This window comes from Prevotella sp. TF12-30, assembly GCF_003436715.1.
Classification (GTDB): domain Bacteria; phylum Bacteroidota; class Bacteroidia; order Bacteroidales; family Bacteroidaceae; genus Prevotella; species Prevotella copri_A.
In genome coordinates this window covers 1-22,621 of record NZ_QSQJ01000023.1, presented here as the reverse complement: position 1 = coordinate 22,621, position 22,621 = coordinate 1, and the positions used below count along the sequence as shown (strand labels likewise).

Genomic DNA, 22,621 nt, shown 5'->3' with positions numbered 1-22,621 from the left:
AAAAAGGAACCCGTACCTATTAGAAAAGAAATTCTTATCTTTCTGAAATCTGATGCAAAGGTATAAAAAATATCGGTATCTTATATCGAAAAACCCAAAAAATCGTGCGTAAAGGTTTACGCTTCTAGTGCTGAATTTTCAGACAATGGCAGGGATGAATTAAATAAGGGAGCGACTAAATAAGGAAAGAGCCTTTACGAGGGATGGAGCGAGATACGGGAGTCGAACCCGCCTCACAGGCTTGGGAAGCCCGTGCACTACCGATGTGCTAATCTCGCAGACAAAAAACTTTTGGAGGGAGATGCAAGCACGGCTTGCTGAAGAAAAGAGAGCCACGAGCGGGACTCGAACCCGCGACCCACGCATTACGAATGCGTTGCTCTACCAACTGAGCCATCATGGCTTTTCTCTTTACGTGAATGCAAAGGTAACTAAAATTTTCTAATTGAGAAAATAATTTGTGAAGAGTTTTCTTTGCGTTAACCATCATTAACAAAATGGGAGGGAGCCTACCTTCACAGGCAAACTCCCCGATGTAAGATTTTATATACCAAATTAATCTTTTATCATATTTTTGAAAGTCAATTCGTCTTTCTTCGGATTCTTTCCGATGCTGATGGTGGCTCCTGGCTTCAGGTTACCTTCCATCAGCAGCTCGCAGAGTCCGTCCTCCACGTAGTTCTGAATAGCCCGCTTCAGTGGACGGGCACCAAACTGCACATCGTATCCCTTGCTGGCTACGAATTCCTTGGCCTTGTCGGTCATCTGGAAATGGTAACCCAGATTTTCAACTCGCTTTACAAGAAATTTCAGCTCCAGATCTACGATGCTGGTGATGGCTGACAAATCGAGCTGGTCGAAGGTGATAATCTCATCGAGACGGTTGAGGAATTCCGGAGCAAACTGCTTGGACAGATGCTTCTGAATGACGCTACGAGCATACTCCTTATCCTTTTCGTCGATAGGCATTCCGTTGCTGCCGATTCCGCCAGCATTGAAACCAACGCCTCTGCCGAATTCCTTGAGCTGTCGGGTACCGGCGTTGGAGGTCATGATGATGATGGTGTTACGGAAGTCTATCAGACGACCGTTTCCATCTGTCAGTCTTCCTTCATCCATTACCTGCAGCAGGAGATTGAACACCTGGCTGTTTGCCTTCTCTATCTCATCCAGCAGAACGATGCTGTATGGTTTGCGGCGTACTTTCTCTGTCAACTGTCCACCTTCATCGTAGCCTACATATCCTGGAGGCGAACCGATGAGTCGTGAAGTGTTGAATCCTTCAGCATACTCGCTCATGTCGATTCTGAAGAGTGCATCTGCCGAACCGAACATCTCTTCTGCCAGTTTCTTGGCGAGGTAGGTCTTTCCGACACCGGTAGGACCAAGGAACATAAACACACCGATAGGGTGGTTAGGGTCTTTCAGTCCCATGCGGTTGCGCTGGATGGATTTCACTACCTTGTCGATGGCAGCGTCCTGGGCAATCACTTTTTCCTTGAGTACCTTGCCCATATTTCTCAGACGGATATTCTCACTCTCTGCCATTTGCTGGACAGGGATGCCTGTCATGTTGCTTACTACCTTGGCGATTTCCGTTTCGTCTAGGGTGACACGGTGGTTCGGATCACCATGTTCCCATTGCTTGCGCATCATCTCAATGTCGCGTTCCTGCTTTGTCTGGTAGTCTCTCAATGTTGCAGCCATCTCGAAATTCTGGCTTGCCACGGCAGCCTGTTTTTTGGCGATGGTTGCATTGAGCTTCTTTTCAGCCTCTATGAGTTCGTCAGGGACGGTTGCGCTGTTGATGTGAATGTGAGCGCCAGCCTCGTCCATCACATCAATGGCCTTGTCTGGGAAGGAGCGGTCGTGCATATATCTGTCTGCAAGCTTTACACATGCTTTCAGTGCTTCGTCTGTGTAGCTCACATTATGATGCTCTTCGTATTTCTCCTTGATGTTATGCAGAATCTCCAGCGTCTCTTCGGCAGTAGTAGGTTCTACGATGATCTTCTGGAATCTACGCTCCAAAGCACCATCCTTTTCAATACTCTTGCGATATTCGTTGAGGGTGGTGGCTCCGATGCACTGAATGAAGCCACGTGCCAGAGCTGGTTTCATGATGTTGGCAGCATCCATGCTTCCTTCAGCACCACCCGCACCAATCAGAGTGTGGATTTCATCGATGAAAACGATGATGTTCGGGTTTCTTTCCAGTTCCTTGATGACACCCTTGATGCGCTCCTCAAACTGACCTCTATATTTGGTGCCGGCAACAATGCCTGTCATATCGAGACTCAATACTCGCTTGTTGAAGAAGAGGGAACTCTGGTCGCCCTTGGCAATCATCTGTGCCAGTCCTTCTACGATGGCACTTTTGCCAACACCAGGTTCACCTATTAATACTGGGTTGTTTTTCTTTCTTCTTCCCAGAATTTCCATCAGGCGGGTAATCTCCTTGTCTCTTCCTACTACAGGATCCAGGCTTCCGTCCTTGGCAGCCTTGGTCAGATCGTAGCTGAATTTGTCCAGAAATGGAGTATTCGACTTGGTTGGCTTGGCGCCCACTACATTGCGTGTACGCTTGCCGTTGTTACCATCCTGCTTTCCGTTGTTGGAATTTTGAATTTCACTGAAGTCAAGAGGTTCCTCCTCTGGATCCAGCAGATCACCCTGGTTGTCCTGGGCTGAAGCAGCACCGTCAGGAAGGGTAGAAGTATCGGCTTCTTCCTGATTTTCCGGAAGCTGTTGCTTATCTCGCAGGTCAATCATGTTGATGTCGCTTTCGGCAGATTCTTGTTCCTGCTCTAGCGCAGTCTCTGTTTCTGGCTTTTCATCAACAGTTTCCTGTTCTGAATCTCCGTCAATCTGGTTGCGCTTATAGTTCTCTACTTCTTGGTTCAGCTTATTGAGTTTGTTGTCGATATCCAGGTTGATGCCATTGATATAGTCGAACAGTTTCTTATAGGTCAGACCTTGTGTGATGAGCAGTTTGGCTGGGTCGCACTCGTCCTTCTTCAGGATGGCGAGCAGCAGGTGCTCCGGTTGTACCAAAGCAGCCTTTCCCTCACAGAGACGAGCTTCGATAATGGCTTCGCTGATCACTTCGCTGGTCTCCTTGTCGTACTTCAAGGCTCGTCCTTCTTCTGTTTCCGCAATTTCCTCAGCAGAGATTTTGTCTATCGCCTGTTCCTGCGAATCGTAAAGCGTGGAGCGGAGTACGTCGGTGTTGATGCCAAAATGCTCGAAAATATCGTTCACCTGCTTGTTGTTACAATGCAGGATTCCCAACATCAGGTGCTCTGTGTTCACCTGATTTCCCAACATACGGTAGGCTTCCCTGCCACTGTAGTTGAGTACGTCGTTGATATGTTGAAATGGATTTTGCATGTCTTACTCATTAAATTATAATGCAAAAGTACACATTATTTTGGTAACAAACAAGAGTTTAGGCAACTTTTTTACTTATTTAAAACACAATTAATGCTAAATTATCGTTTTTTTTCGATTCTGTGCCTTTTATTTCATTTTATTTTTGTACCTTTGTCGTGATTTTGCAGAGGCTAAAACGGCTTAAAACGCAAAAAAATGCCCTTAAACGCAATTTCGAGCCATTTTTGCAAGGTTGGTTGGAGGCTATCGCTGATGCTTCTCTCTTGGATGGTGGCAAATACCTGTCAACGCCTGAAAATAGAAAGGTTAATAGGTATATATATAATAAGGTATAAACAATTAAAATTTAAATATGGACGAAAATCAGACAATGGATCATGATAGAATCATGAAAATAAACATTGAGGAGGAGATGAAGTCTAGCTACATCGACTATTCGATGTCAGTGATCGTGGCTCGTGCCCTCCCTGATGTACGCGATGGTTTCAAGCCTGTGCACCGCCGTATTCTCTATGGTATGCTGGGTATTGGAAACACCAGTGATAAACCTTACAAGAAGTGTGCTCGCGTAGTTGGTGAGGTACTTGGTAAGTACCACCCACATGGTGACTTTTCTGTGTATGGTGCCTTGGTTCGTATGGGTCAGGAGTGGAACATGCGTTACACTTTGATTGATGGACAGGGTAACTTCGGTTCTGTGGACGGTGACTCTCCTGCTGCGATGCGTTATACAGAGTGCCGACTCTCTAAGATGGGTGAGCACATCATGGACGACCTCGACAAGGAGACCGTTGATATGATGAACAACTTCGACGACACCCTCCAGGAACCTTCCGTAATGCCTACCAAGATTCCTAATCTGCTGGTGAATGGTGGTAACGGTATTGCTGTAGGTATGGCTACCAATATTCCTACCCACAATCTGGGTGAGGTAATTGATGGTTGCTGTGCTTATATCGACAATAATGATATTGATACAGATGGCTTGATGCAGTATATCCCTGCTCCTGATTTCCCTACTGGTGCTACCATCTATGGTATCCAGGGAGTGAAGGATGCCTACGAGACCGGTAAGGGTAGAATCGTGGTACGTGCTACTGCTGAGATCGAGACTGGCGAAAATCACGATAAGATTGTTATCACCGAGATTCCTTATGGTGTCAACAAGGAGCAGCTCGTGATGGCTATTGCTGATCTTGCCAAGGAAGGCAGAGTAGATGGTATTGCCAATGTTAACGATGAGTCTGGTCGTCAGGGTATGCGTATCGTGGTTGATGTAAAGCGTGATGCGAATGCTAATGTTCTCTTGAACAAACTCTTCAAGTTGACAGCTCTTCAGAGTTCATTCTCAGTAAATTGCATCGCTCTTGTTAATGGCCGTCCACGTCTCCTGAGTTTGAAGGAATGCGTGAAGTACTTCGTGGATCATCGTCATGATGTTACAATCCGCCGTACTCAGTTTGAACTGAAGAAGGCACAGGAGCGTGCTCATATCCTCGAGGGATTGATTATCGCCTGCGACAATATTGATGAGGTGGTTCATATCATTCGTGCCAGCAAGACTCCTTCTGATGCTCAGCGCAACTTGGAGAAGCGTTTCGAACTCGACGAACTGCAGAGTAAGGCTATTGTTGACATGCGCCTCAGCCAGTTGACTGGCTTGCGTCTGGAGCAGTTGCACAATGAATTCAATGAGTTGATGAAGACCATCGACTACTTGAACCAAATCTTGAACGATCCAGAACTTTGCAAGAAGGTGATGAAGGATGAACTCAATGAGGTGAAGGAGAAGTATGGCGATGCACGTCGTACGATGATCAAGCCAGACGATCATGAGTTTAATCCAGAGGACTTCTATCCAAACGATCCTGTGGTTATCACGGTCAGTCATCTCGGATACATCAAGCGTACTCCATTGTCAGAGTTCCGTGAGCAGGCTCGCGGTGGTGTTGGTGCCAAGGGAGCGCGCACCCGTGATAAGGACTTCACAGAGTATATCTATCCTGCAACCATGCATCAGACCATGCTGTTCTTCACCAAGAAGGGCCGCTGCTACTGGTTGAAGTGCTACGAGATTCCAGAGGGCGACCGCAATTCAAAGGGTCGTGCAATCCAGAACCTCCTCAACATTGAGAGCGATGATCAGGTGAATGCATTCCTCCGATTGAAGGGATTGAATGATGCAGAGTTCATCAATAGCCACTATGTAGTCTTCGCTACCAAGAATGGTACTGTCAAGAAGACCTGTCTGGAAGCATACTCTCGTCCTCGTGCCAACGGTGTGATTGCCATCAATATCGTTGAAGGCGATGAGGTGGTAGATGTTCGCTTGACCAATGGCCATAATGAGTTGATTCTCGCTAACCGCAATGGTCGTGCCGTTCGTTTCGATGAGAATCAGATCCGCACCATGGGACGTACTTCTACCGGTGTTCGTGGTATGCGTCTCGATGAGGGTGATGATGCATTGATTGGTATGATTGTAGTCAATGATCCTGAGAAGGAGACGGTCATGGTAGTAAGTGAGCAGGGTTATGGTAAGCGTTCAGACGTAGTTGATTACCGTGTAACCAACCGTGGTGGTAAGGGTGTGAAGACACTCAACATCACCGAAAAGACCGGTCGTCTGGTTGCTATCAAGAACGTTACTGATGAAAACGACCTGATGATCATCAACCAGAGTGGTATCGTGATTCGTCTTGCAGTGGCAGACTGCCGCGTGATGGGTCGTGCAACTCAGGGTGTTCGTCTCATTAATCTGGCTAAGAAGAATGATGTCATTGCCAGCGTATGTAAGGTGATGAGCTCAGAGCTCGAAGCTTCGGTAGAGGAGGAAAGCCGTTCTGCCTGGGCCAAGAAGAGCGAGGAGATTGAGAATGACACAGTGGGTGCCAAGACAGCAGAAGAAGTAGTCGAGGCTGAAACTGAATTAGAGAATCAAGAAGACGAGAACGTTCAGGAGTAACATCCTGAACGCTCGTTCACATTATATTGAAGACGCGTAAAGAATTATAAATTTCAACTTTTTAAACTTTAAACAAAATGAAAAAGTTAATCGTTGCTGCAATGATGGTACTAGGTACCACATCAGCATTCGCAGGAGACAGCGATGCCCTCAAGGCAGTGCTGAAGGCTAAGACTTATGCTGAGGCTGAGGCTTTGGTTAAGCAGAATTTGGGTCAGTTGGCTAACGATGCTGAGAAGGCAAAGGCTTACAACAAGCTTGTTGATCTCGGAATGAAGGCTTTTAACGACCAGCAGAGCATCCAGCAGACCAATCAGATCATGAAGAAGAATGATCCTGTAGATGAGAATGCTATGAACGAGGGTGCTTACAATGCATTGATGAATGCTATTGAGTGCTATAAGTACGATCAGCTTCCTAACGCTAAGGGTAAGGTGGCTCCTAAGTTCAATGGCAATGCATCACGTGTTTGGGGTGCTCGCCAGCAGCTCGTAAACGCTGGTCAGACTGCTGCTCAGAACAATAAGGCTGATGAGGTATTGAAGTACTGGGGTGCATTCCTCGATACTGATTCTGATCCTCTCTTCGCTGGCATTGATGCTAAGCAGAAGGATGCTGAGAAGGATTATATCGGTCAGGTAGCTCTCTTCGCTGCTCGTTATGCTTATCAGGCTAAGGATGTTGCTCGTTGTGAGAAGTATTGCGACATCGCTATGACAAGTGAGAAGGAGGCTAAGGATGCTCTCAACCTCAAGCTCTATGTAATGAAGGATGGTTTGAAGACTAAGGAAGATTCTCTGGCTTACGTTAACAAGTTGAAGACTCTCTTTGATAAGGACCAGACTAACGAGGTTATCCTCGACGGTTTGAACTCTATGTATTCTTCTTTGAAGATGGAGAAGGAGCAGATGGAGCTTTTGGATGGTGCTATCGCTAAGAATCCTAAGAACTTCGTTGCTCTCGCTAACAAGGGTATGATGTATATCCAGAAGAATGATGCTGACAATGCTATCAACTGCCTCAAGCAGGCTCTTGACGCAAAGCCAGACAACGTTGTAGTTTTGGTTTACCTCGGTGCTTGCTACAACAGCAAGGCTGGTAACTTGCAGGATCCAAATGGCCGCAAGGTGGTTTACCAGGAGGCAATCAAGGTTCTCGACAAGGCTAAGGAGCTCGACCCAGAGAAGGCTCAGGCTAATTGGGGTTACACTCGCTACCAGGCTTACTACGGCTACTATGGTCCAACAGCAGCTGAGACCAAGAAGGCTGAGGCAGAGAGCAAGTAATATTGCCTGAACTCTTTTAGAAATAATAATTATTGCTCCGGGAAAGGTTCCAAGACTTTTCCCGGAGCATTTTTTTTGCAGAAAACTTGTCTGGCTTATTTTTTCTTTGTACTTTTGCAGACAGATTATATAATTATGTTCAATGATGAAAAAGATATTTATCAATCATAGGATTTTTAAGGCAGCTTTGTTCTTGGGGATTGCTTCTCTTTTTGTATCCTGCCAGGTGGGTAAGACGCAGGCTGGAGATGATGTGGATGCAGGGGATACCATCCCGTTAAAATATGCGCAGCATCTCACGATGGTGAAGCACGGAGAAGAATATACTGAGGTGATTCTTGCCAATCCCTGGAAAGAGGGAACTCTTCTGCATCGCTACATTTTGGTGCCTAAAGGGAAGGAGGGAAATGAAACCGTAACACGACTTGCTCTGCGACGTGCTTCTGCTGCCAGATGCGCTACAGATACGGTACGTACACCGGTAACGAGCAGCGTGGTCTTCACGGGACCTCATTGTCAGCTGATGTATGAACTGGGTTGCAAGAATGCCATCACTGGCGTATGTGATATGAATTATATCAATATTCCAGATATCAGGAAGAGAGTGGTGGATTGTGGTTCCAGTATGCAACCGGATATTGAACGGATCATCTCCTTGAAGCCGGAGGCTCTCCTGGTTTCTCCTTTCGAGAACAGTGGAGGATATGGTAAGCTGGATAAGCTTCATATTCCTCTGATTGAAGTTGCCGATTATATGGAGACTTCGCCATTGGGAAGAGCTGAATGGATGAAGTTTTATGGGATGCTTTTTGATAAGAATGCGGACTCGCTCTTTACGCGCATAGAACAGGATTATCAGCATCTGAAGGCTGTTGCCAAGAAGTTACCGCAAGGTCTGTCGGTGTTGACCGAAAGAAAAACGGGAAGCGTATGGTATGTTCCTGGAGGACGGAGTACTATAGGTATTTTGTTAAAGGATGCCAATGCCCGTTATGTCTTTGAAGACGATTTGCACAGTGGAAGTCTTGCGATGAGTCCGGAGCAGATTCTTTCGAAAGGAAAAGATATTGATGTCTGGGCATTCAAGTATTTCGGCGGTGCGCCATTAACCCGAGCCCAATTGCTTCAGGAGTATGATGGCTACAAGGCTCTTCATTGCTTTGCCAATCAGCAGATTTACGAAGTGGACACCAGTACTGAACCCTATTTTGAACTCACCAGTTTTCATCCTGAAATCCTGCTTCGTGAGTTTATCCTCCTTTCGCATCCTGCTGATTACGCTAAGTTCTCGAAGTATGCAAAGGATATCAGAATGTTGGGAGCCTTGAGATTCTATCATCGTCAATTACAATAGAAACCATGAACAAAGTCATTATCTCTATTGTCCTGGTGGTTGTCATCATACTGTTGTTCTTCGGCAATTTGGTATGGGGTAGCGTCAGCATTCCATACGGGGAGGTGGTCGGTATATTGACGGGTAATCAGACAGGCTCTGATACTTATGGCTATATTATCCTCGAATCACGTCTTCCGCAAGCCATCACAGCTTTGCTTTCAGGTGCAGCCCTTGCCACAAGCGGTTTGTTGCTCCAGACAGCTTTCCGTAATCCTCTGGCAGGACCGGATGTTTTTGGAATCAGCAGTGGAGCAGGATTGGCTGTTGCCATCGTTATGTTAGCCTTTGGAGGCAACATAAGTCTGGATAATCTCTGTCTTGGTTTTCTGGATGAAGAATGTGGTTATGCTATTGGTGGATTCATGGCTATTCTGGTGTCAGCCTTTGCAGGTGCAATGCTGGTGATGGGAATCATCACAGCTTTTTCTGCCATTGTTAGAAGTCATACAGTCCTTCTTATTATCGGTTTGATGGTAGGTTATCTTGCCAGCAGCGCCATCTCGTTATTGAATTTCTTCAGTACGGCAGAAGGTGTGAAATCCTATATGATTTGGGGAATGGGAAGTTTCGGCAATGTTTCTATGGACGAGGTGAGATGGTTTGTGCCATTTGCCATCCTCGGTCTGTTGGTCTCCCTTTTGCTCATCAAGCCGCTTAATGCAATGCTGTTGGGGGAGCAATATGCGGAGAATCTAGGTTTTCCTATCAGGAAACTTCGAATTGCCCTGCTCGTCATAACGGGTATGCTTACTGCAGTAGTTACTGCCTTTTGTGGCCCAATAGCCTTTATAGGGCTTGCCACTCCTCATATAGCACGTCTGCTGGTTGGTACAGAAAATCATCGACCGCTTCTGCCTGTTACAATGCTGATGGGGGCGGCTATTGCCCTTCTATGTAATCTTCTCTGTTCGCTGCCATCAGATGGGGGAATCGTTCCGCTCAATGCCGTTACTCCTCTTTTTGGTGCACCTGTTATCATCTATATTCTGGTAAGAAGACGATAGGTTCCAGTGAGACAGCTGATGAAACCGCTTATCCCCCATAAAATCTAGGGAATAAGCGGTTTGTTTGTCTTGTTGAAATAAATATACAATTTATGGGTTCACCACATTAATTGGGTTTCCCTCAAGAAAAGCCTTTACGTTGGCAGCTACCTGCCTATTCAAGCGCTTGCGAGCCTCAAAGGTAGCCCAGGCAATGTGAGGAGTGAGATAGGCATTAGGCTCCTTAAAAAGAGGATTCTCCTTAGAAGGTGGTTCCTGACTCATCACGTCCGCACAATAAGCACCGAGTTTCTGGTCGTGCAAAGCCTTTGCAACAGCCTCTTCATCTACCAATGGTCCGCGACCGGTATTCACCAGAATGGCCGTATCCTTCATCTTTTCGATACTCTCCTCATTGATAAGGTGATAGGTATCATCTGAGAGAGGACAATGCAGAGAGAGAACATCACTTGTGGCAAGCAGTCCATCCTTGCTGACCTTTTGGATCCATTCAGGAAGGTCGCAAGAGTTCTTGCTGGTGCAGGCGCAAACGTCCATACCGAACTGACGGGCGATATTTGCAACCTTCATACCGATATTGCCCAATCCCATAATGCCAAGCTTTTTGCCTGCAAGTTCCATTAAAGGTGTATCCCAATAGCAGAAATCCTTATTGTAAGCCCATCGCTCATTTCTATTTTCCTGAGTGTAATGTTCTACACGATTGGTAACAGCGAGGATGAGGGCAAAGGTCATCTGTGCCACACTATCCGTACTGTAGGCAGGGATGTTGGTAACAACGATGCCTTGTTTCTTGGCAGCAGCTATATCCACAACATTGAAACCTGTAGCCTGGATTCCGATGTACTTCAAGTTAGGAAGCTGCGCCAATGTTTCAGCATCCATCTGTACCTTGTTTAGCAAGATGATGTCTGCATCCTTGGCACGTTCCACCTTTTCTTCATCAGAAGTGCGGGGATAAACCACTACCTCGCCCAGCTGCTCCAGCAGGTGATAGTCGAGATCACCTGGATTGGCTGCATAGCCGTCTAAAATAACTATCTTCATAATGTCTTTTCTCGTCAATAAATATTTTATACTCTAAGTATCTTTCTTTACTCTACATAATCCACCTTTATTACGATTACACGAATAGACTGATCGTTGGAATCGTTGTTGATCTTGGCAATGTGCCAATCGTTTGGGAAGAAGATAAAGAACTCGTTGGGATTGCTGTCGTAGAAACGAGCCTTCGACTGGTCGTAATCATAATGAATCACGTCTGGGCGATACTGGCAGTTGGGCTTGCTGGTAAGATGGTCGATGATGCCGAATCGCTCCACGCCCTTTACGACATACTGGAAGTCGATGTGCTTGTAATGGCTCTCGCTCTGTCGCTTCTCCAGCGGTCCGTTCTGGCTGTCTTCTACGCTGACGGTGAGGTCAGAGCCCGGAATCTGATGCTTGCCCTTTGGAATCGTCAGGAGATCGGTCTTGGCGATGTATTCGAAGAGCGCCTTCCATTGCTTGGGATTCTTCTGATACTGCAGGTAGAAATCTACCAGGTTGACACTGGCGTGAGGGTTTGCCTTGGTGAATCCGTTTCGCCAGGCTCCCTTCTTGGCCCATTTCTCTGCCTTCTTCACCAACTTGGGGTTATCGGCATAGGATGTAGTGTAAAGGCCTTTCTGAGTGCAGCAGTCCTTGCCGGAAGTCTGCTCAGAATGGCAAGAACCTTTCTGGCAGCACTGTGCCTGCACTGTCAGAAAGGTACTGGATAATAGGGCTATGCCCATGATTATTTTCTTCATTTTTTCTGATTTGTCTGAAAAACTATTCGTTCATCAGGAAGTTCTTGAAGGCATCGAAGTCCTTGGTCATCTGGATGCTCTTCTTCTCACCCTTCATGAATTCAGCAAGACGGGCTGGAATTTCGATGTCGGTTCCGAGGATGCTGTCTACCTTCTCCTTGAACTTGGCTGGATGAGCGGTCTCCAGGAAGACGCCAACCTCACCTGGCTTCAACTGCTCCTTTAATGCCTGATAGCCACAAGCTCCGTGAGGATCAAGCACATACTTGGTTTCATTATAGCACTTCTTCATCGTGTCTGCAATCTGCTCGTCCTTGTATGTGGCACCGCCGATGTAGGCAGCGATGGCATCGTGGTTGCCCTTGTAGAGGTCGTAGATGCGTGCAAAGTTTGAAGGGTCGCCTACGTCCATGGCATTGGCGATGGTCTGCTTGCTAGGCTGTGGATTGTACTTGCCAGTCTGCAGATACTCGTAGAAGATGTCGTTGGCGTTGTTGGCAGCGATGAAGCGGTGGATAGGCAATCCCATCTCATGACCGAAGAGTCCGGCTGTGATGTTACCGAAGTTACCGCTAGGCACGCAGATGACCAGCTTGTCTGCCAAGCCCTTCTCCTTCATGCGGGCGTATGCATTGAAATAGTAGAATGCCTGAGGCAGGAAGCGAGCCACATTGATAGAGTTGGCAGAAGTCAGCTTCATGTGCTTGTTCAACTCCTCGTCCATGAACGCAGACTTAACCAAAGCCTGGCAGTCATCGAAAACGCCATCTACCTCAAGGGCTGTGATGTTCTGACCGAGAGTAGTGAACTGGCTCTCCTGAATCTTGCTCACCTTGCCCTTTGGATAAAGCACGTAAACGTGGATTCCCTCTACACCGAGGAAACCATTGGCAACAGCAGAACCAGTATCGCCCGATGTTGCTACGAGTACGTTGACTTCCTCTTTACCTTCCTGACGAACGAAGTACTGGAGCAGGCGAGCCATAAAACGGGCACCTACATCCTTGAAGGCGAGTGTAGGACCATGGAACAGCTCCAAAGAGTAGATATTTGGCTCTACCTCTACAACAGGGCAGTCGAATGCCAAGGTATCATATACGATCTTCTTCAGAGAATCTGCATCTACGTCCTCGCCAAAGAAGGCATCAGCAACCTTGTATGCAATCTCCTGGAAGCTTAGCTTCTCGATATTGTCGAAGAAGTCCTGTGGCAACTTCTTGATGATTTCTGGCATATAGAGACCACGGTCTTCTGCCAAACCTTTAACTACCGCCTTGTGCAAATCGGCGATCGGTGCTTTTTTATTTGTTGAATAATATTTCATTTTTACTTTGAACTTTGAGATTTGAACTTTGAACTTTATGATTAGCTTTCGGACGCTATCATTAATTAGCTTTCGGATACTATCATTAAGTTGTTATTATTTAATTGATTGCCATAAAGGCTTTCATGAAGTCTTGCAGCTGGAGCAATCCATAGCTTCCGCTTACACAACTTACCTCATCGTATTCCTCTACCTGATCAGGTTCGATACCTGGATAGTAGATGATGAAAGGAACCGGTTCCTTTACGTGGGTGCGAATCTCCACAGGAGTAGGGTGGTCGGGCAATACGGCGATGCAGACTGGCTCATCCCAGGTGCTAACCTCGTCGAAGATAGGCTTGATGAGGCGCTGGTCAAGATTCTCGATGGTCTTAATTTTCAGTTCCAAATCACCATCATGCCCTGCCTCATCACTTGCCTCCACATGGACATAGACAAAGTCGTCTCCATCCTTCAAGGCCTGGATAGCTGCTGCAGCCTTGCCTTCGTAATTCGTATCAGAAAGGCCTGTAGCGCCCTCTACGATGATGTTGCGAAGACCCGCATAATGACCGATTCCACGAATCAGGTCAACGGCAGAAATCACAGAGCCCTTCTTGATTTGAGGATACATCTGTGAAAGTGTCAGCATGTGTGGACGGTAACCACCGCCCCAAGGCCAGATCAGGTTTGCCATACGCTCGCCACGCTTCTTGCGTTCAATATTGAAAGGATGATTTTCCAGGAGTTCCTTACTCTTGATAATCAACTCGTTCAGAAGAGCGGCAGTATCGCTGCATGAGATATGTCCCTCTTCTATTTCTGATTCCGGCAGGATAGGTTTTACGAGCAATTCATGCCAGTTCTCGTTAGGATGATCATGAGGTGGAGCACATTCTATGTGCTTGTTGCCATGATGCACCACGAGCAGATGGCGATACTGGATACCTGTTACGAATTCTACATCAGGATAGTCCTTTCCCAGGGTTTCATTGAGATACTTGATGAGTACATCAGCATCTTCTGTCTCCAGGTTACCACCATTGTGCGTAATGATCTTGCCATCCTGAACGTTGATGATGTTGCAGCGAAGCGCCAGGTCGGTTGGCTTCAACTCGTAGCCGATGCTGGCTGCCTCCAGTGGACCGCGTCCTTCGTAAACCTCATTCTGGTCGTAACCCATGATAGAGCTGTTGGCTACCTCTGAACCAGGCAGAAAACCATCGGGTACAGTAATGAGTCTTCCAGTCTTGCCTTTCTTGGCAAGCATATCCATATATGGTGTATGGGCGTATTGAAGCAAGGTCTTTCCACCCAGTCTTTCCACTGGGTGGTCGGCCATGCCATCGCCTAAAATGATAATATGCTTCATAATTGTTATCCTTTATTGATTGATACAACGAAATTAAACGTTGGCAATACTCATGATGTTGGCAAAGACACCGGCTGCAGTTACACTGGCACCGGCACCATATCCCTGAATCATCATAGGGTATTCCTTGTAGCGCTCTGTGGTGAGCAATACGATATTGTTGGAACCTTCCAGATTGTAGAATGGGTGCTCAGGACCTACAGCCTGCAGACCTACACTGGTCTTTCCCTTGTCAAGGGTGGCAACGAAGCGCCAGCGCTTGTGCTCCATATCCAGAGTCTTGCGCTTAGCCTCAAAGTCGGCATCGAGCTGTGGCAGTTTCTTCCAGAACTCTTCAATGCTACCCTTGAAGAAAGAGTTAGGTACAAAAAGATTCTTTTCTACATCTTCCTGTTCTACACGATATCCAGCCTCACGGGAGAGGATGACAAGCTTTCTGATGACATCCATGCCACTGAGGTCGATACGTGGATCTGGCTCACTGTAACCCTTCTCCTTTGCCAGTTTCACTGTCTCAGAGAATGGAACAACACTTGAAATGGCATTAAAGATAAAGTTGAGCGTTCCTGAGAGAACTGCCTCTATTTTAAGGATTTTATCTCCGGAATTTCGGAGGTCGTTGATGGTTCCGATGATAGGAAGACCAGCGCCCACATTCGTTTCGAAACGGAAGAATACACCACGCTGAATGGCTGTCTTCTTCAGCTTCTCGTAGTTCTCATATTCGCTTGAAGCAGCAATCTTATTGGCAGCAATCACACTTACGTTATGCTCCAGAAGACTCTGGTATAAGGCTGCAACATCCTTGCTTGCTGTACAATCTACGAATACGCTATTAAAGATATTCATGGCAAGGATCGTATCGCGAAGGAGTTCCGGTGTGCTAGGCAAGGAATTCTTCAGTTCTGCCTGATAGTTCTCCAAGTCGAGTCCCTCACGGTTGAAGATGGCGTTCTTGGAAGAAGCAATACCCACAACATTCAACTTCAACTTGCTGCGTTCCATCAAGTCTGCAGACTGCTTTTTGATCTGTTCAATCAATTTTCCACCTACGGTACCTACACCGCAGATAAAGAGGTTGAGAACCTTATATTCTGAAAGGAAGAAACTGTCGTGCAATACGTTGAGTGACTTTCTCAAGTAATCGCTCTTGACAACAAAAGAGATGTTGGTCTCAGAAGCACCCTGAGCACATGCAATGACAGAAATACCGCTTCTACCCAGTGTACCGAAGAGCTTACCGGCAATACCTGCAGCATGCTTCATGTTCTCACCCACGATGGCAATGGTAGCAAGTCCGGTTTCTGCATGCATAGGATACATGGCTCCATCTGCAATCTCGTTGTGGAACTCGCGGTTCAATACGTTTACTGCTTCTTCTACATCCTGCTCACGTACACCGATAGAGGTTGAGTTCTCTGAAGAAGCCTGAGAAACCATAAATACAGAGATTCCCTCGTTGGCAAGAGCTGTAAAGATACGGCGGTTTACACCGATGACACCCACCATGGAGAGACCGGTTACTGTGATGAGCGCAGTACCATTGATAGAAGAGATACCCTTGATAGGTTTCTGGTCACTATCTATCTTATTCTTGATGATAGTACCAGGAGCATCTGGATTAAAGGTGTTCTTTACCTTGATAGGAATATTGTTGACGCAAACCGGGTAGATAGTAGGAGGGTAGATAACCTTTGCACCGAAGTTGCAAAGCTCCATAGCCTCTATATAACTCAGTTCGTTGATCGTATAAGCTGATTTGATGACACGTGGATCGGCTGTCATGAATCCATCCACATCAGTCCAGATTTCAAGGACTTCTGCATTCAATGCTGCTGCAATGATAGCAGCAGTATAGTCACTACCACCACGACCGAGGTTGGTGGTACGTTCTGTATCTTTGTCACGGCTGATGAAACCCGGAACGAGAGAAATGCGAGGAAGGTCAGCGAAAGTATCCTTCACCAATTTGTTAGTCAACTCGCTGTCGAGGGTATGCTTCCCCTTGCCATTGAGGCGAGCTGTCTTGATGAAGTTACGTGAGTCAAACCACTTGGCGCCACGAATCAGTGTGGCAACAATCTTCGAGCTGAGTCTTTCTCCATAGCTCACGATAGCATCCTGAGTCTTCTCGCTGAGGTCGTGAATCAGATACACACCGAAGTAGATGCTCTTCAACTGTTCGAAGAGGGCATCAACTGATTTAAAAAGATTTTCTCTATCTGCTGTGTCGGTGATGATGGTATCTATCATCTTATGGTGGCGATCAACCATGGCATCGAATTCGACTCTCCATGATTCATCACCCTTGAGGGCAAGCTGAGAGGTTTGCAAGAGTTTGTCGGTGATACCGCCAAGTGCGCTCACGACAACCACTACACTCTGTTTCTTTGCCTCATTTTCAACGATACGTTTTAAGCTGAGGATGCTTTTTACGGAACCAACTGATGTTCCGCCGAATTTTAATACTTTCATACGTTATTGAATTTTGCGTTGGTATTGTAATGCTCCCCCCGAAACGACCGGGGCCGAAGCAGAACTTGTGGGCAAAAGTACTAAATTTATAGCAAACTGCCAAAGAAAAGTTTAAAAAAGTGGCAATATGTAGGCGATTTTCCTTATTTTGTAGTTTTTTATAGCTTAAAATACTTTCTATACATTATTATATATGATAAAAGCGTTAAATCTTCTCGAAAAGTTTGGAGGTTTCGGATAATTTGCGTACTTTTGCGGATGTTAAATTGAAACAGAAACAGATATAGATAAGCACAATGAAGTATTTATTATTCTCAGATATTCACGGCTGCTTGCCAGCCTTGGAAAAAGTTCTCGATTTCTTCGAGAAGGAAAAGTGTGATATGATGTGTATCATGGGTGACATCATCAACTATGGTCCGCGTAACAGAATCCCAGAAGGTATTGATCCTAAAGGGATTGTGGAACGACTGAATGATCTGGCTGACAAGATAGTTGCTGTCAGAGGCAATTGTGATGCAGAAGTAGATCAGATGCTCCTTGATTTCCCTATGATGGAAACCTATGCTCTGCTGGTAGATGACGGTAAGCGCTATCTCTTGACACATGGACATATTTACAATAAGGAGAATATGCCAAAGGGTCCTTACGATGCAATGATTTATGGCCATTCGCATCTTTGGGAACTGTCTCACAATGATGAAGGAAAAGCCATTGTCAACACGGGTAGCATCACCTTCCCTAAGGGTGGTAATGTGCCAACGTTTGCTACAATGGAGAATGGTAAATTCACAATGTATCAATTAGATACATTCGAAGTGCTGGCAACTATGGAAGTATGAACTTCTCACTCATCACTTTCATAAAGCTAATCATAAAGTTCAAATTTCAAATTTCAAAGTAAATGATTCAGGAATATCAGATTAGAATTCTGCCAGAGCAGGCAGCCAATGAAGAGGGTATCAAGCGCTATCTGGCTAAAGAAAAAGGATTGGATGCAAGAACCTTGAATAAGGTGCGTGTACTGAAACGCAGTATTGATGCCCGCCAACGTACCATTTTCGTGAATCTGAAGGTACGTGCCTATATCAATGAAATGCCTCAGGATGATCAGTATGTCCATACGGAATATCCTGATGTAAGTTCGCGTCCGAGAGTCATTGTGGTAGGAGAGGGACCCGGCGGTCTCTTTGCTTCCTTACGTTTGATAGAGCTGGGATATCGCCCTGTTGTCCTGGAGCGTGGCAAGGACGTGCGTGAGCGTAAAAAGGACCTTTCCAACATCACCAAGACCCAGAAGGTGGATAGTGAGAGCAACTATTGCTTTGGTGAAGGTGGTGCAGGAGCGTATAGTGACGGTAAGCTTTATACCCGAAGCAAGAAGCGTGGTAGCGTGGATAAGATTCTGAATGTCTTCTGTCAGCATGGTGCCAATACGAACATCCTTGCAGATGCCCATCCTCATATCGGTACAGATAAGTTGCCTCGCGTGATAGAGAATATGCGCAATACAATTATCAATAGTGGCGGTGAGGTGCATTTTCAGACCAAGATGACTCGGTTTATCCTGGAAGGTGACCGTGTGATTGGGGTTGAAGCTGTTAACCTGGCAACAGGTGCAGAGGAGAATTATCGTGGACCGGTGATTCTTGCAACTGGTCATAGTGCCCGGGATGTCTATCGCTATCTGGCTTCTTCGAAAATAGAAATCGAAGCTAAGGGTATTGCCGTTGGTGTTCGACTTGAGCATCCTTCCCAGCTCATAGATCAGATACAGTATCACAACAGGAATGGCAGAGGAAAGTATCTTCCTGCAGCCGAGTATAGTTTTGTAACTCAGGTAGATGGACGTGGTGTGTATAGCTTCTGTATGTGCCCGGGTGGTTTTGTGATTCCAGCTGCTACAGGTCCTGAGCAGCTGGTGGTGAATGGTATGAGTCCTAGCAACCGTGGTACCGCCTGGAGCAATTCCGGTATGGTGGTAGAGACACATCCTGAAGATGTTGTACAGTCGGAAGAGGAATTGAAGGATCCTCTGGCTATGATGCATTTCCAGGAAAGGGTAGAGAAGCAGTGTTGGCAGCAGGCTAATATGAAGCAAACTGCTCCAGCACAGCGTATGGCTGATTTTGTAAACAACCGTTTAAGCTATGATTTGCCAAAGAGCAGTTATGCTCCTGGTTTGATCAGCAGTCCGCTTCATTTCTGGATGCCATCTTTTGTTTCCAAGCGCCTGCAGGAGGGCTTTAAGACTTTTGGAAAGAATGCGCATGGTTTTCTCACCAATGAGGCTACTCTGATTGCGATGGAGACTCGCACCTCTTCACCGGTCCGCATCGTACGTGACAGAGAAACCTTGATGCATGTCCGTATCCAAGGTCTCTTCCCATGTGGTGAGGGTGCCGGATATGCAGGTGGCATTGTTTCAGCAGGTGTGGATGGCGAACGCTGTGCAGAGATGTGTGCTGAGTATCTGAAGCAACAGTAAAACATCCATATAATAATCAAAGAACAAGGAAAAAGTATAAAAAGTATAAGAAAAAGTATAAGAAAAAGTATAAGAAAAAAGCAGGCAACAGAAGATTGTTACCTGCTTTTTTTGTTCTATGGATTTTCATTATCATTATTTGCTGAGATTGGCAATTGTTGCAATCATGGCAGCGATGCTGGAAAGGCTGCTGCCCATGCTCATGGTTTCAGCTACTGTCATCTTGCGTTTCATCTTGGATGGAACAACAATCTCACAACCAGGTTGAGCCTTGGCACCATGTCCAACTTTAGCCACCTTGCCATTCATATAGATAATATAAGCCTTGCTCTTGTTGGCATCAGAGGCAAATCCACCCGCTTCATCTATGTAGCTGGCAATGCTCTTGCCCTTTTCATAGGCTACTGTGTTTGCATACATCACAGAACCATTGATTTTCACGGTTCCATTGTATTGTGGAACAATCAGCCTGTCACCCTCTCGCAAAATCATATCTGCATCACTGCCCGGATGCTTGAGCGCTTCGGCTAAGTCGATGCCTACAGGATATTCTTCAGGAACGCTGAACTTCAACAGATCAGCATTCTGCGTATCTTTTGCAGTCTGGGTAATGGCACTGGCATTATTACTGCTTGCAGCCAACTGCAGAAGATTTTTCTGCTGTTGTTCTCTCTGCATTTTCAGAACAGCCTCCATGCGTGCTTTTTCAGCTTCGTTTGCCTTACGCATCAGACGGGCACCCTTGATATATGCCTGCTCTGTGCTTCCTCCAGCCTTCTTGAAGAGATCGCTTAATCTGGCATTGCGGCGATCAAGGGTATAGGTGCCTCCAAACATCACTTCACCTTCAATCATCACGTTCTGCTGTTCCGTATAGGCTGGGCTCTTGCGGATGCTCACTTCATCGAAAGGCATCAGCTTGAATCCTGGAGTGCCATCCACCACGAAACCATCTTTCAGGGCGAGCGTGTAGGTCTTGGCTATAATGCTGTCTGGTCTTGTGGCTTTAGCGTCATTTACTCTTCGGCTTACCAGAACATTAATCGTTGAAGCCTTGTCGGTCAATCCACCAGCCTGCAGAACGAAATCCTCAATCGTTTCATTTTCTGCATATTGATAGATTCCCGGATATTGTACTTCTCCGCGGATGGTGAGCGTTCTCTCTGAAATCTTTTCCTGTCTTGTCGGAATAAAGAGAACATCATTTTCCTTGAGTGGAACGTCAGCCACAGTACCATTCATCACGCCTGCAATATCTACAGCTATTACTTCCAGCGATCTGTCAGATTTCATTCTATGCATGACAGCACGTGCCGTAAAGGCATCCTCTGTCAATCCTTCTGCGTGTTCTACCAATGTGCGGACACTGTTGATCTGATCTCCTAGATTGTACATACCAGGTCGGAAGACGGCTCCCTTGATTTCTACGGTGTTGCTGTAGCGGGGGAGAATGGAATCTACGCTTACAGAATCGCCGTCGTCGATATGGAAACTGGAGAAGTCGAATTCCTCTACATTATATACAGAATAGTCTCTGCCCGTCTTGCGATGGATGCGAACTGATTTTTTGTAAGCATCTCCTGTGAATCCGCCAGCATATTTAAGAAGAGAGTTCACGCTCTCGTTTTTCTTCATTTCATAAATCATCGGGCGCTTCACCTTTCCGGTAATCGTAACCAGACAATCGTAGGCTCCCACAACGATGACATCATTATCTGCCAGACGCACATTGCCGGTCAGTTTGCCATTGAGAATGTAATCATAGATATCTACCACGGTAACCAGTTTGTTATGGCGATAAACCTTGATGTTTCGCAATGTACCCAAGTCGTTGGTGCCCCCTGCCATATAGAGTGCGTGGAAAACGGTGGCAAAGGCAGATAGGGTATAGGTGCCTGGAGTTTTTACTTCGCCCATCACATTGACCATAATGGTCTTGGTTTGTCCTACAGTGAGTTTTATCTTGCTCGAACGGTACCTGCTACCCAGCGTATTGCGAAGTCGGGCATTTGCCTGAGCTACGGTCAAACCAGCCACCGATACAGGGCCAAAGCCTTCGATGGTAACTTCGCCATCAGGAGAAACGGTGCTTTCTATGGTTTTCTGTGATGCACCATAGATGTCAATGATAACCGCATCTCCAGGTCCTAAGCGATAGTTCTGTGGAGTGGCTATATTCATATTTGGCTCGAAGCTCAACTCTTTGTTATTGAAGATATCTCTTCCGAAAACCTTCTTGATTTTCGCTTCCCGTTCAGCAAGGAGCCGTTTGATCATCATCGCAGTATCTGGGATGATACCATCCATCTCGTTCTGGAAATCCATATACTCCTCGTCATTCTCATCGAAAGTATGCTTGTACTGATCATCCTTCTGTGCAGTGATGCGATAGTTGCTGTAGTTCTTCGATTCTTCGCTGATTCCCTTACCATAATCTTCACGGTGTTTACCATTGTTGGTACGAAGACGAGAGGTTTCCTTCCCTTGCAGTTGGGCGGAAGTACCAGTAACCCCGCCCTGTTTCAACTGGCGCTGATACTTGTCTCTTACCCGTCGAATCTGCGAGATATCTACACCCTGCTGCATCAGTTTGGTAACAATCTGAGCATTTGATGACCCTTTTTCATGCTCTCTCACTACCAGACTCATCACCTGATCATCAGTCATGGTGGAAGTCTGTGCGAAGGCTGAACCTGCTGCCGTAACAAGCAGAAGGAAGAGGATGAACTGTTTCCTCATTTTATTTATCTTCATGATTTTCCTATTCATTTATGGTCCTATAACTAGCTATTTATTATATAATAACTCATTTTTACGAAATTTGTTGCAAAGATACGAAAAAAAAAGCAATATACAATGAAAATAACTGGGAATAACCATGACCGGGAATACCGGAAATGAAAATGACCGAAAATTTGCAACCCGTTAGGCGTTTCGGCGAATTTGCAATCCGCCGTTAAAAAAACGTCCTAACCTCTTTGGCTTTGCGGATTTGTAATCCGCATTACGATACTGTAGTTAATCATACTCTGTTCTGTGTTTAAGAGTTCTTAGAAATCACAACTACCCGGAAGCCCCTGTTTTCAGCCCCGATTCTGGGTCTTCATTGATGACCGGCGCCTGCCATCATTTAAGCCCCGCCCCGGTCT

13 protein-coding genes and 2 tRNA genes are annotated in these 22,621 nt (G+C 46.1%); 6 read left to right on the top strand and 9 right to left on the bottom strand.

What is annotated here, in order from left to right:
* Positions 1 to 204: 204 nt before the first annotated feature.
* From DXD25_RS09815 to DXD25_RS09805, 3 genes are all read right to left on the bottom strand, one after another.
* Positions 205 to 278: transfer RNA gene (locus DXD25_RS09815), tRNA-Gly, on the bottom strand.
* Between the two features lie 52 nt (positions 279 to 330).
* A tRNA-Thr gene (locus DXD25_RS09810) sits at positions 331 to 403 on the bottom strand.
* Between the two features lie 152 nt (positions 404 to 555).
* Positions 556 to 3,390 carry an ATP-dependent Clp protease ATP-binding subunit gene (locus tag DXD25_RS09805; protein ID WP_117663340.1) on the bottom strand — a complete coding sequence of 945 codons (2,835 nt, stop codon included), beginning with the start codon at positions 3,388 to 3,390 and terminating at the stop codon, positions 556 to 558.
* Positions 3,391 to 3,745: 355 nt separating this feature from the next.
* Here DXD25_RS09805 and gyrA point away from each other — a divergent pair, with 355 nt between their 5' ends.
* The 4 genes from gyrA (at position 3,746) to DXD25_RS09785 (ending at position 10,044) form a co-directional block, all read left to right on the top strand.
* Positions 3,746 to 6,358: a DNA gyrase subunit A gene (gene gyrA / locus DXD25_RS09800; protein WP_117663339.1), complete on the top strand. Its 2,613-nt coding sequence runs from the start codon at positions 3,746 to 3,748 to the stop codon at positions 6,356 to 6,358.
* A gap of 77 nt (positions 6,359 to 6,435) precedes the next feature.
* Positions 6,436 to 7,644 carry a M48 family metallopeptidase gene (locus tag DXD25_RS09795; RefSeq protein WP_117663338.1) on the top strand — a complete coding sequence of 403 codons (1,209 nt, stop codon included), beginning with the start codon at positions 6,436 to 6,438 and terminating at the stop codon, positions 7,642 to 7,644.
* A 142-nt stretch (positions 7,645 to 7,786) separates the two neighbouring features.
* A complete protein-coding gene (locus DXD25_RS09790) occupies positions 7,787 to 8,998 on the top strand; it encodes an ABC transporter substrate-binding protein (protein WP_233522263.1) in 1,212 nt (403 codons plus the stop codon).
* Positions 8,999 to 9,003: 5 nt separating this feature from the next.
* Positions 9,004 to 10,044: an iron ABC transporter permease gene (locus DXD25_RS09785; protein WP_117663337.1), complete on the top strand. Its 1,041-nt coding sequence runs from the start codon at positions 9,004 to 9,006 to the stop codon at positions 10,042 to 10,044.
* Between the two features lie 90 nt (positions 10,045 to 10,134).
* Here DXD25_RS09785 and DXD25_RS09780 read toward each other — a convergent pair whose 3' ends face one another.
* From DXD25_RS09780 to thrA, 5 genes are all read right to left on the bottom strand, one after another.
* Positions 10,135 to 11,091 (bottom strand): D-2-hydroxyacid dehydrogenase, encoded by a 957-nt coding sequence (locus DXD25_RS09780; RefSeq protein WP_117663336.1) that lies wholly within the window; start codon positions 11,089 to 11,091, stop codon positions 10,135 to 10,137.
* A 47-nt stretch (positions 11,092 to 11,138) separates the two neighbouring features.
* A complete protein-coding gene (locus DXD25_RS09775; RefSeq protein WP_233522262.1) occupies positions 11,139 to 11,834 on the bottom strand; it encodes a YhcH/YjgK/YiaL family protein in 696 nt (231 codons plus the stop codon).
* A 22-nt stretch (positions 11,835 to 11,856) separates the two neighbouring features.
* The gene (thrC, locus tag DXD25_RS09770) at positions 11,857 to 13,158 is read right to left on the bottom strand and encodes a threonine synthase (protein WP_117663335.1); all 1,302 of its coding nucleotides are present in this window, start codon (positions 13,156 to 13,158) and stop codon (positions 11,857 to 11,859) included.
* Positions 13,159 to 13,258: 100 nt separating this feature from the next.
* A complete protein-coding gene (locus DXD25_RS09765) occupies positions 13,259 to 14,509 on the bottom strand; it encodes a cofactor-independent phosphoglycerate mutase (RefSeq protein ID WP_117663334.1) in 1,251 nt (416 codons plus the stop codon).
* A 33-nt stretch (positions 14,510 to 14,542) separates the two neighbouring features.
* Positions 14,543 to 16,984 (bottom strand): bifunctional aspartate kinase/homoserine dehydrogenase I, encoded by a 2,442-nt coding sequence (thrA, locus tag DXD25_RS09760; protein WP_117663332.1) that lies wholly within the window; start codon positions 16,982 to 16,984, stop codon positions 14,543 to 14,545.
* A 296-nt stretch (positions 16,985 to 17,280) separates the two neighbouring features.
* Here thrA and yfcE point away from each other — a divergent pair, with 296 nt between their 5' ends.
* Together yfcE and DXD25_RS09750 are read left to right on the top strand one after the other, a co-directional pair.
* Positions 17,281 to 17,826, top strand: a complete 546-nt coding sequence (yfcE, locus tag DXD25_RS09755) for a phosphodiesterase (protein WP_117663330.1) — start codon at positions 17,281 to 17,283, stop codon at positions 17,824 to 17,826.
* A gap of 62 nt (positions 17,827 to 17,888) precedes the next feature.
* Positions 17,889 to 19,472: an NAD(P)/FAD-dependent oxidoreductase gene (locus tag DXD25_RS09750; RefSeq protein ID WP_117663328.1), complete on the top strand. Its 1,584-nt coding sequence runs from the start codon at positions 17,889 to 17,891 to the stop codon at positions 19,470 to 19,472.
* Positions 19,473 to 19,607: 135 nt separating this feature from the next.
* Here the strand turns inward: DXD25_RS09750 and DXD25_RS09745 are convergent, their stop codons facing one another.
* On the bottom strand, positions 19,608 to 22,226 hold the full coding sequence (locus DXD25_RS09745) for an SLBB domain-containing protein (RefSeq protein ID WP_233522261.1): 2,619 nt from the start codon (positions 22,224 to 22,226) through the stop codon (positions 19,608 to 19,610).
* Positions 22,227 to 22,621 lie beyond the last annotated feature (395 nt).

Bases quoted from the DNA above. Each gene is read 5' to 3' on its own strand.
- DXD25_RS09805 (WP_117663340.1), bottom strand. From the start codon at position 3,390: ATGCAAAATCCATTTCAACATATCAACGACGTACTCAACTACAGTGGC.
- gyrA (WP_117663339.1), top strand. From the start codon at position 3,746: ATGGACGAAAATCAGACAATGGATCATGATAGAATCATGAAAATAAAC.
- DXD25_RS09795 (WP_117663338.1), top strand. From the start codon at position 6,436: ATGAAAAAGTTAATCGTTGCTGCAATGATGGTACTAGGTACCACATCA.
- DXD25_RS09790 (WP_233522263.1), top strand. From the start codon at position 7,787: ATGATGAAAAAGATATTTATCAATCATAGGATTTTTAAGGCAGCTTTG.
- DXD25_RS09785 (WP_117663337.1), top strand. From the start codon at position 9,004: ATGAACAAAGTCATTATCTCTATTGTCCTGGTGGTTGTCATCATACTG.
- DXD25_RS09780 (WP_117663336.1), bottom strand. From the start codon at position 11,091: ATGAAGATAGTTATTTTAGACGGCTATGCAGCCAATCCAGGTGATCTC.
- DXD25_RS09775 (WP_233522262.1), bottom strand. From the start codon at position 11,834: ATGAAGAAAATAATCATGGGCATAGCCCTATTATCCAGTACCTTTCTG.
- thrC (WP_117663335.1), bottom strand. From the start codon at position 13,158: ATGAAATATTATTCAACAAATAAAAAAGCACCGATCGCCGATTTGCAC.
- DXD25_RS09765 (WP_117663334.1), bottom strand. From the start codon at position 14,509: ATGAAGCATATTATCATTTTAGGCGATGGCATGGCCGACCACCCAGTG.
- thrA (WP_117663332.1), bottom strand. From the start codon at position 16,984: ATGAAAGTATTAAAATTCGGCGGAACATCAGTTGGTTCCGTAAAAAGC.
- yfcE (WP_117663330.1), top strand. From the start codon at position 17,281: ATGAAGTATTTATTATTCTCAGATATTCACGGCTGCTTGCCAGCCTTG.
- DXD25_RS09750 (WP_117663328.1), top strand. From the start codon at position 17,889: ATGATTCAGGAATATCAGATTAGAATTCTGCCAGAGCAGGCAGCCAAT.
- DXD25_RS09745 (WP_233522261.1), bottom strand. From the start codon at position 22,226: ATGAAGATAAATAAAATGAGGAAACAGTTCATCCTCTTCCTTCTGCTT.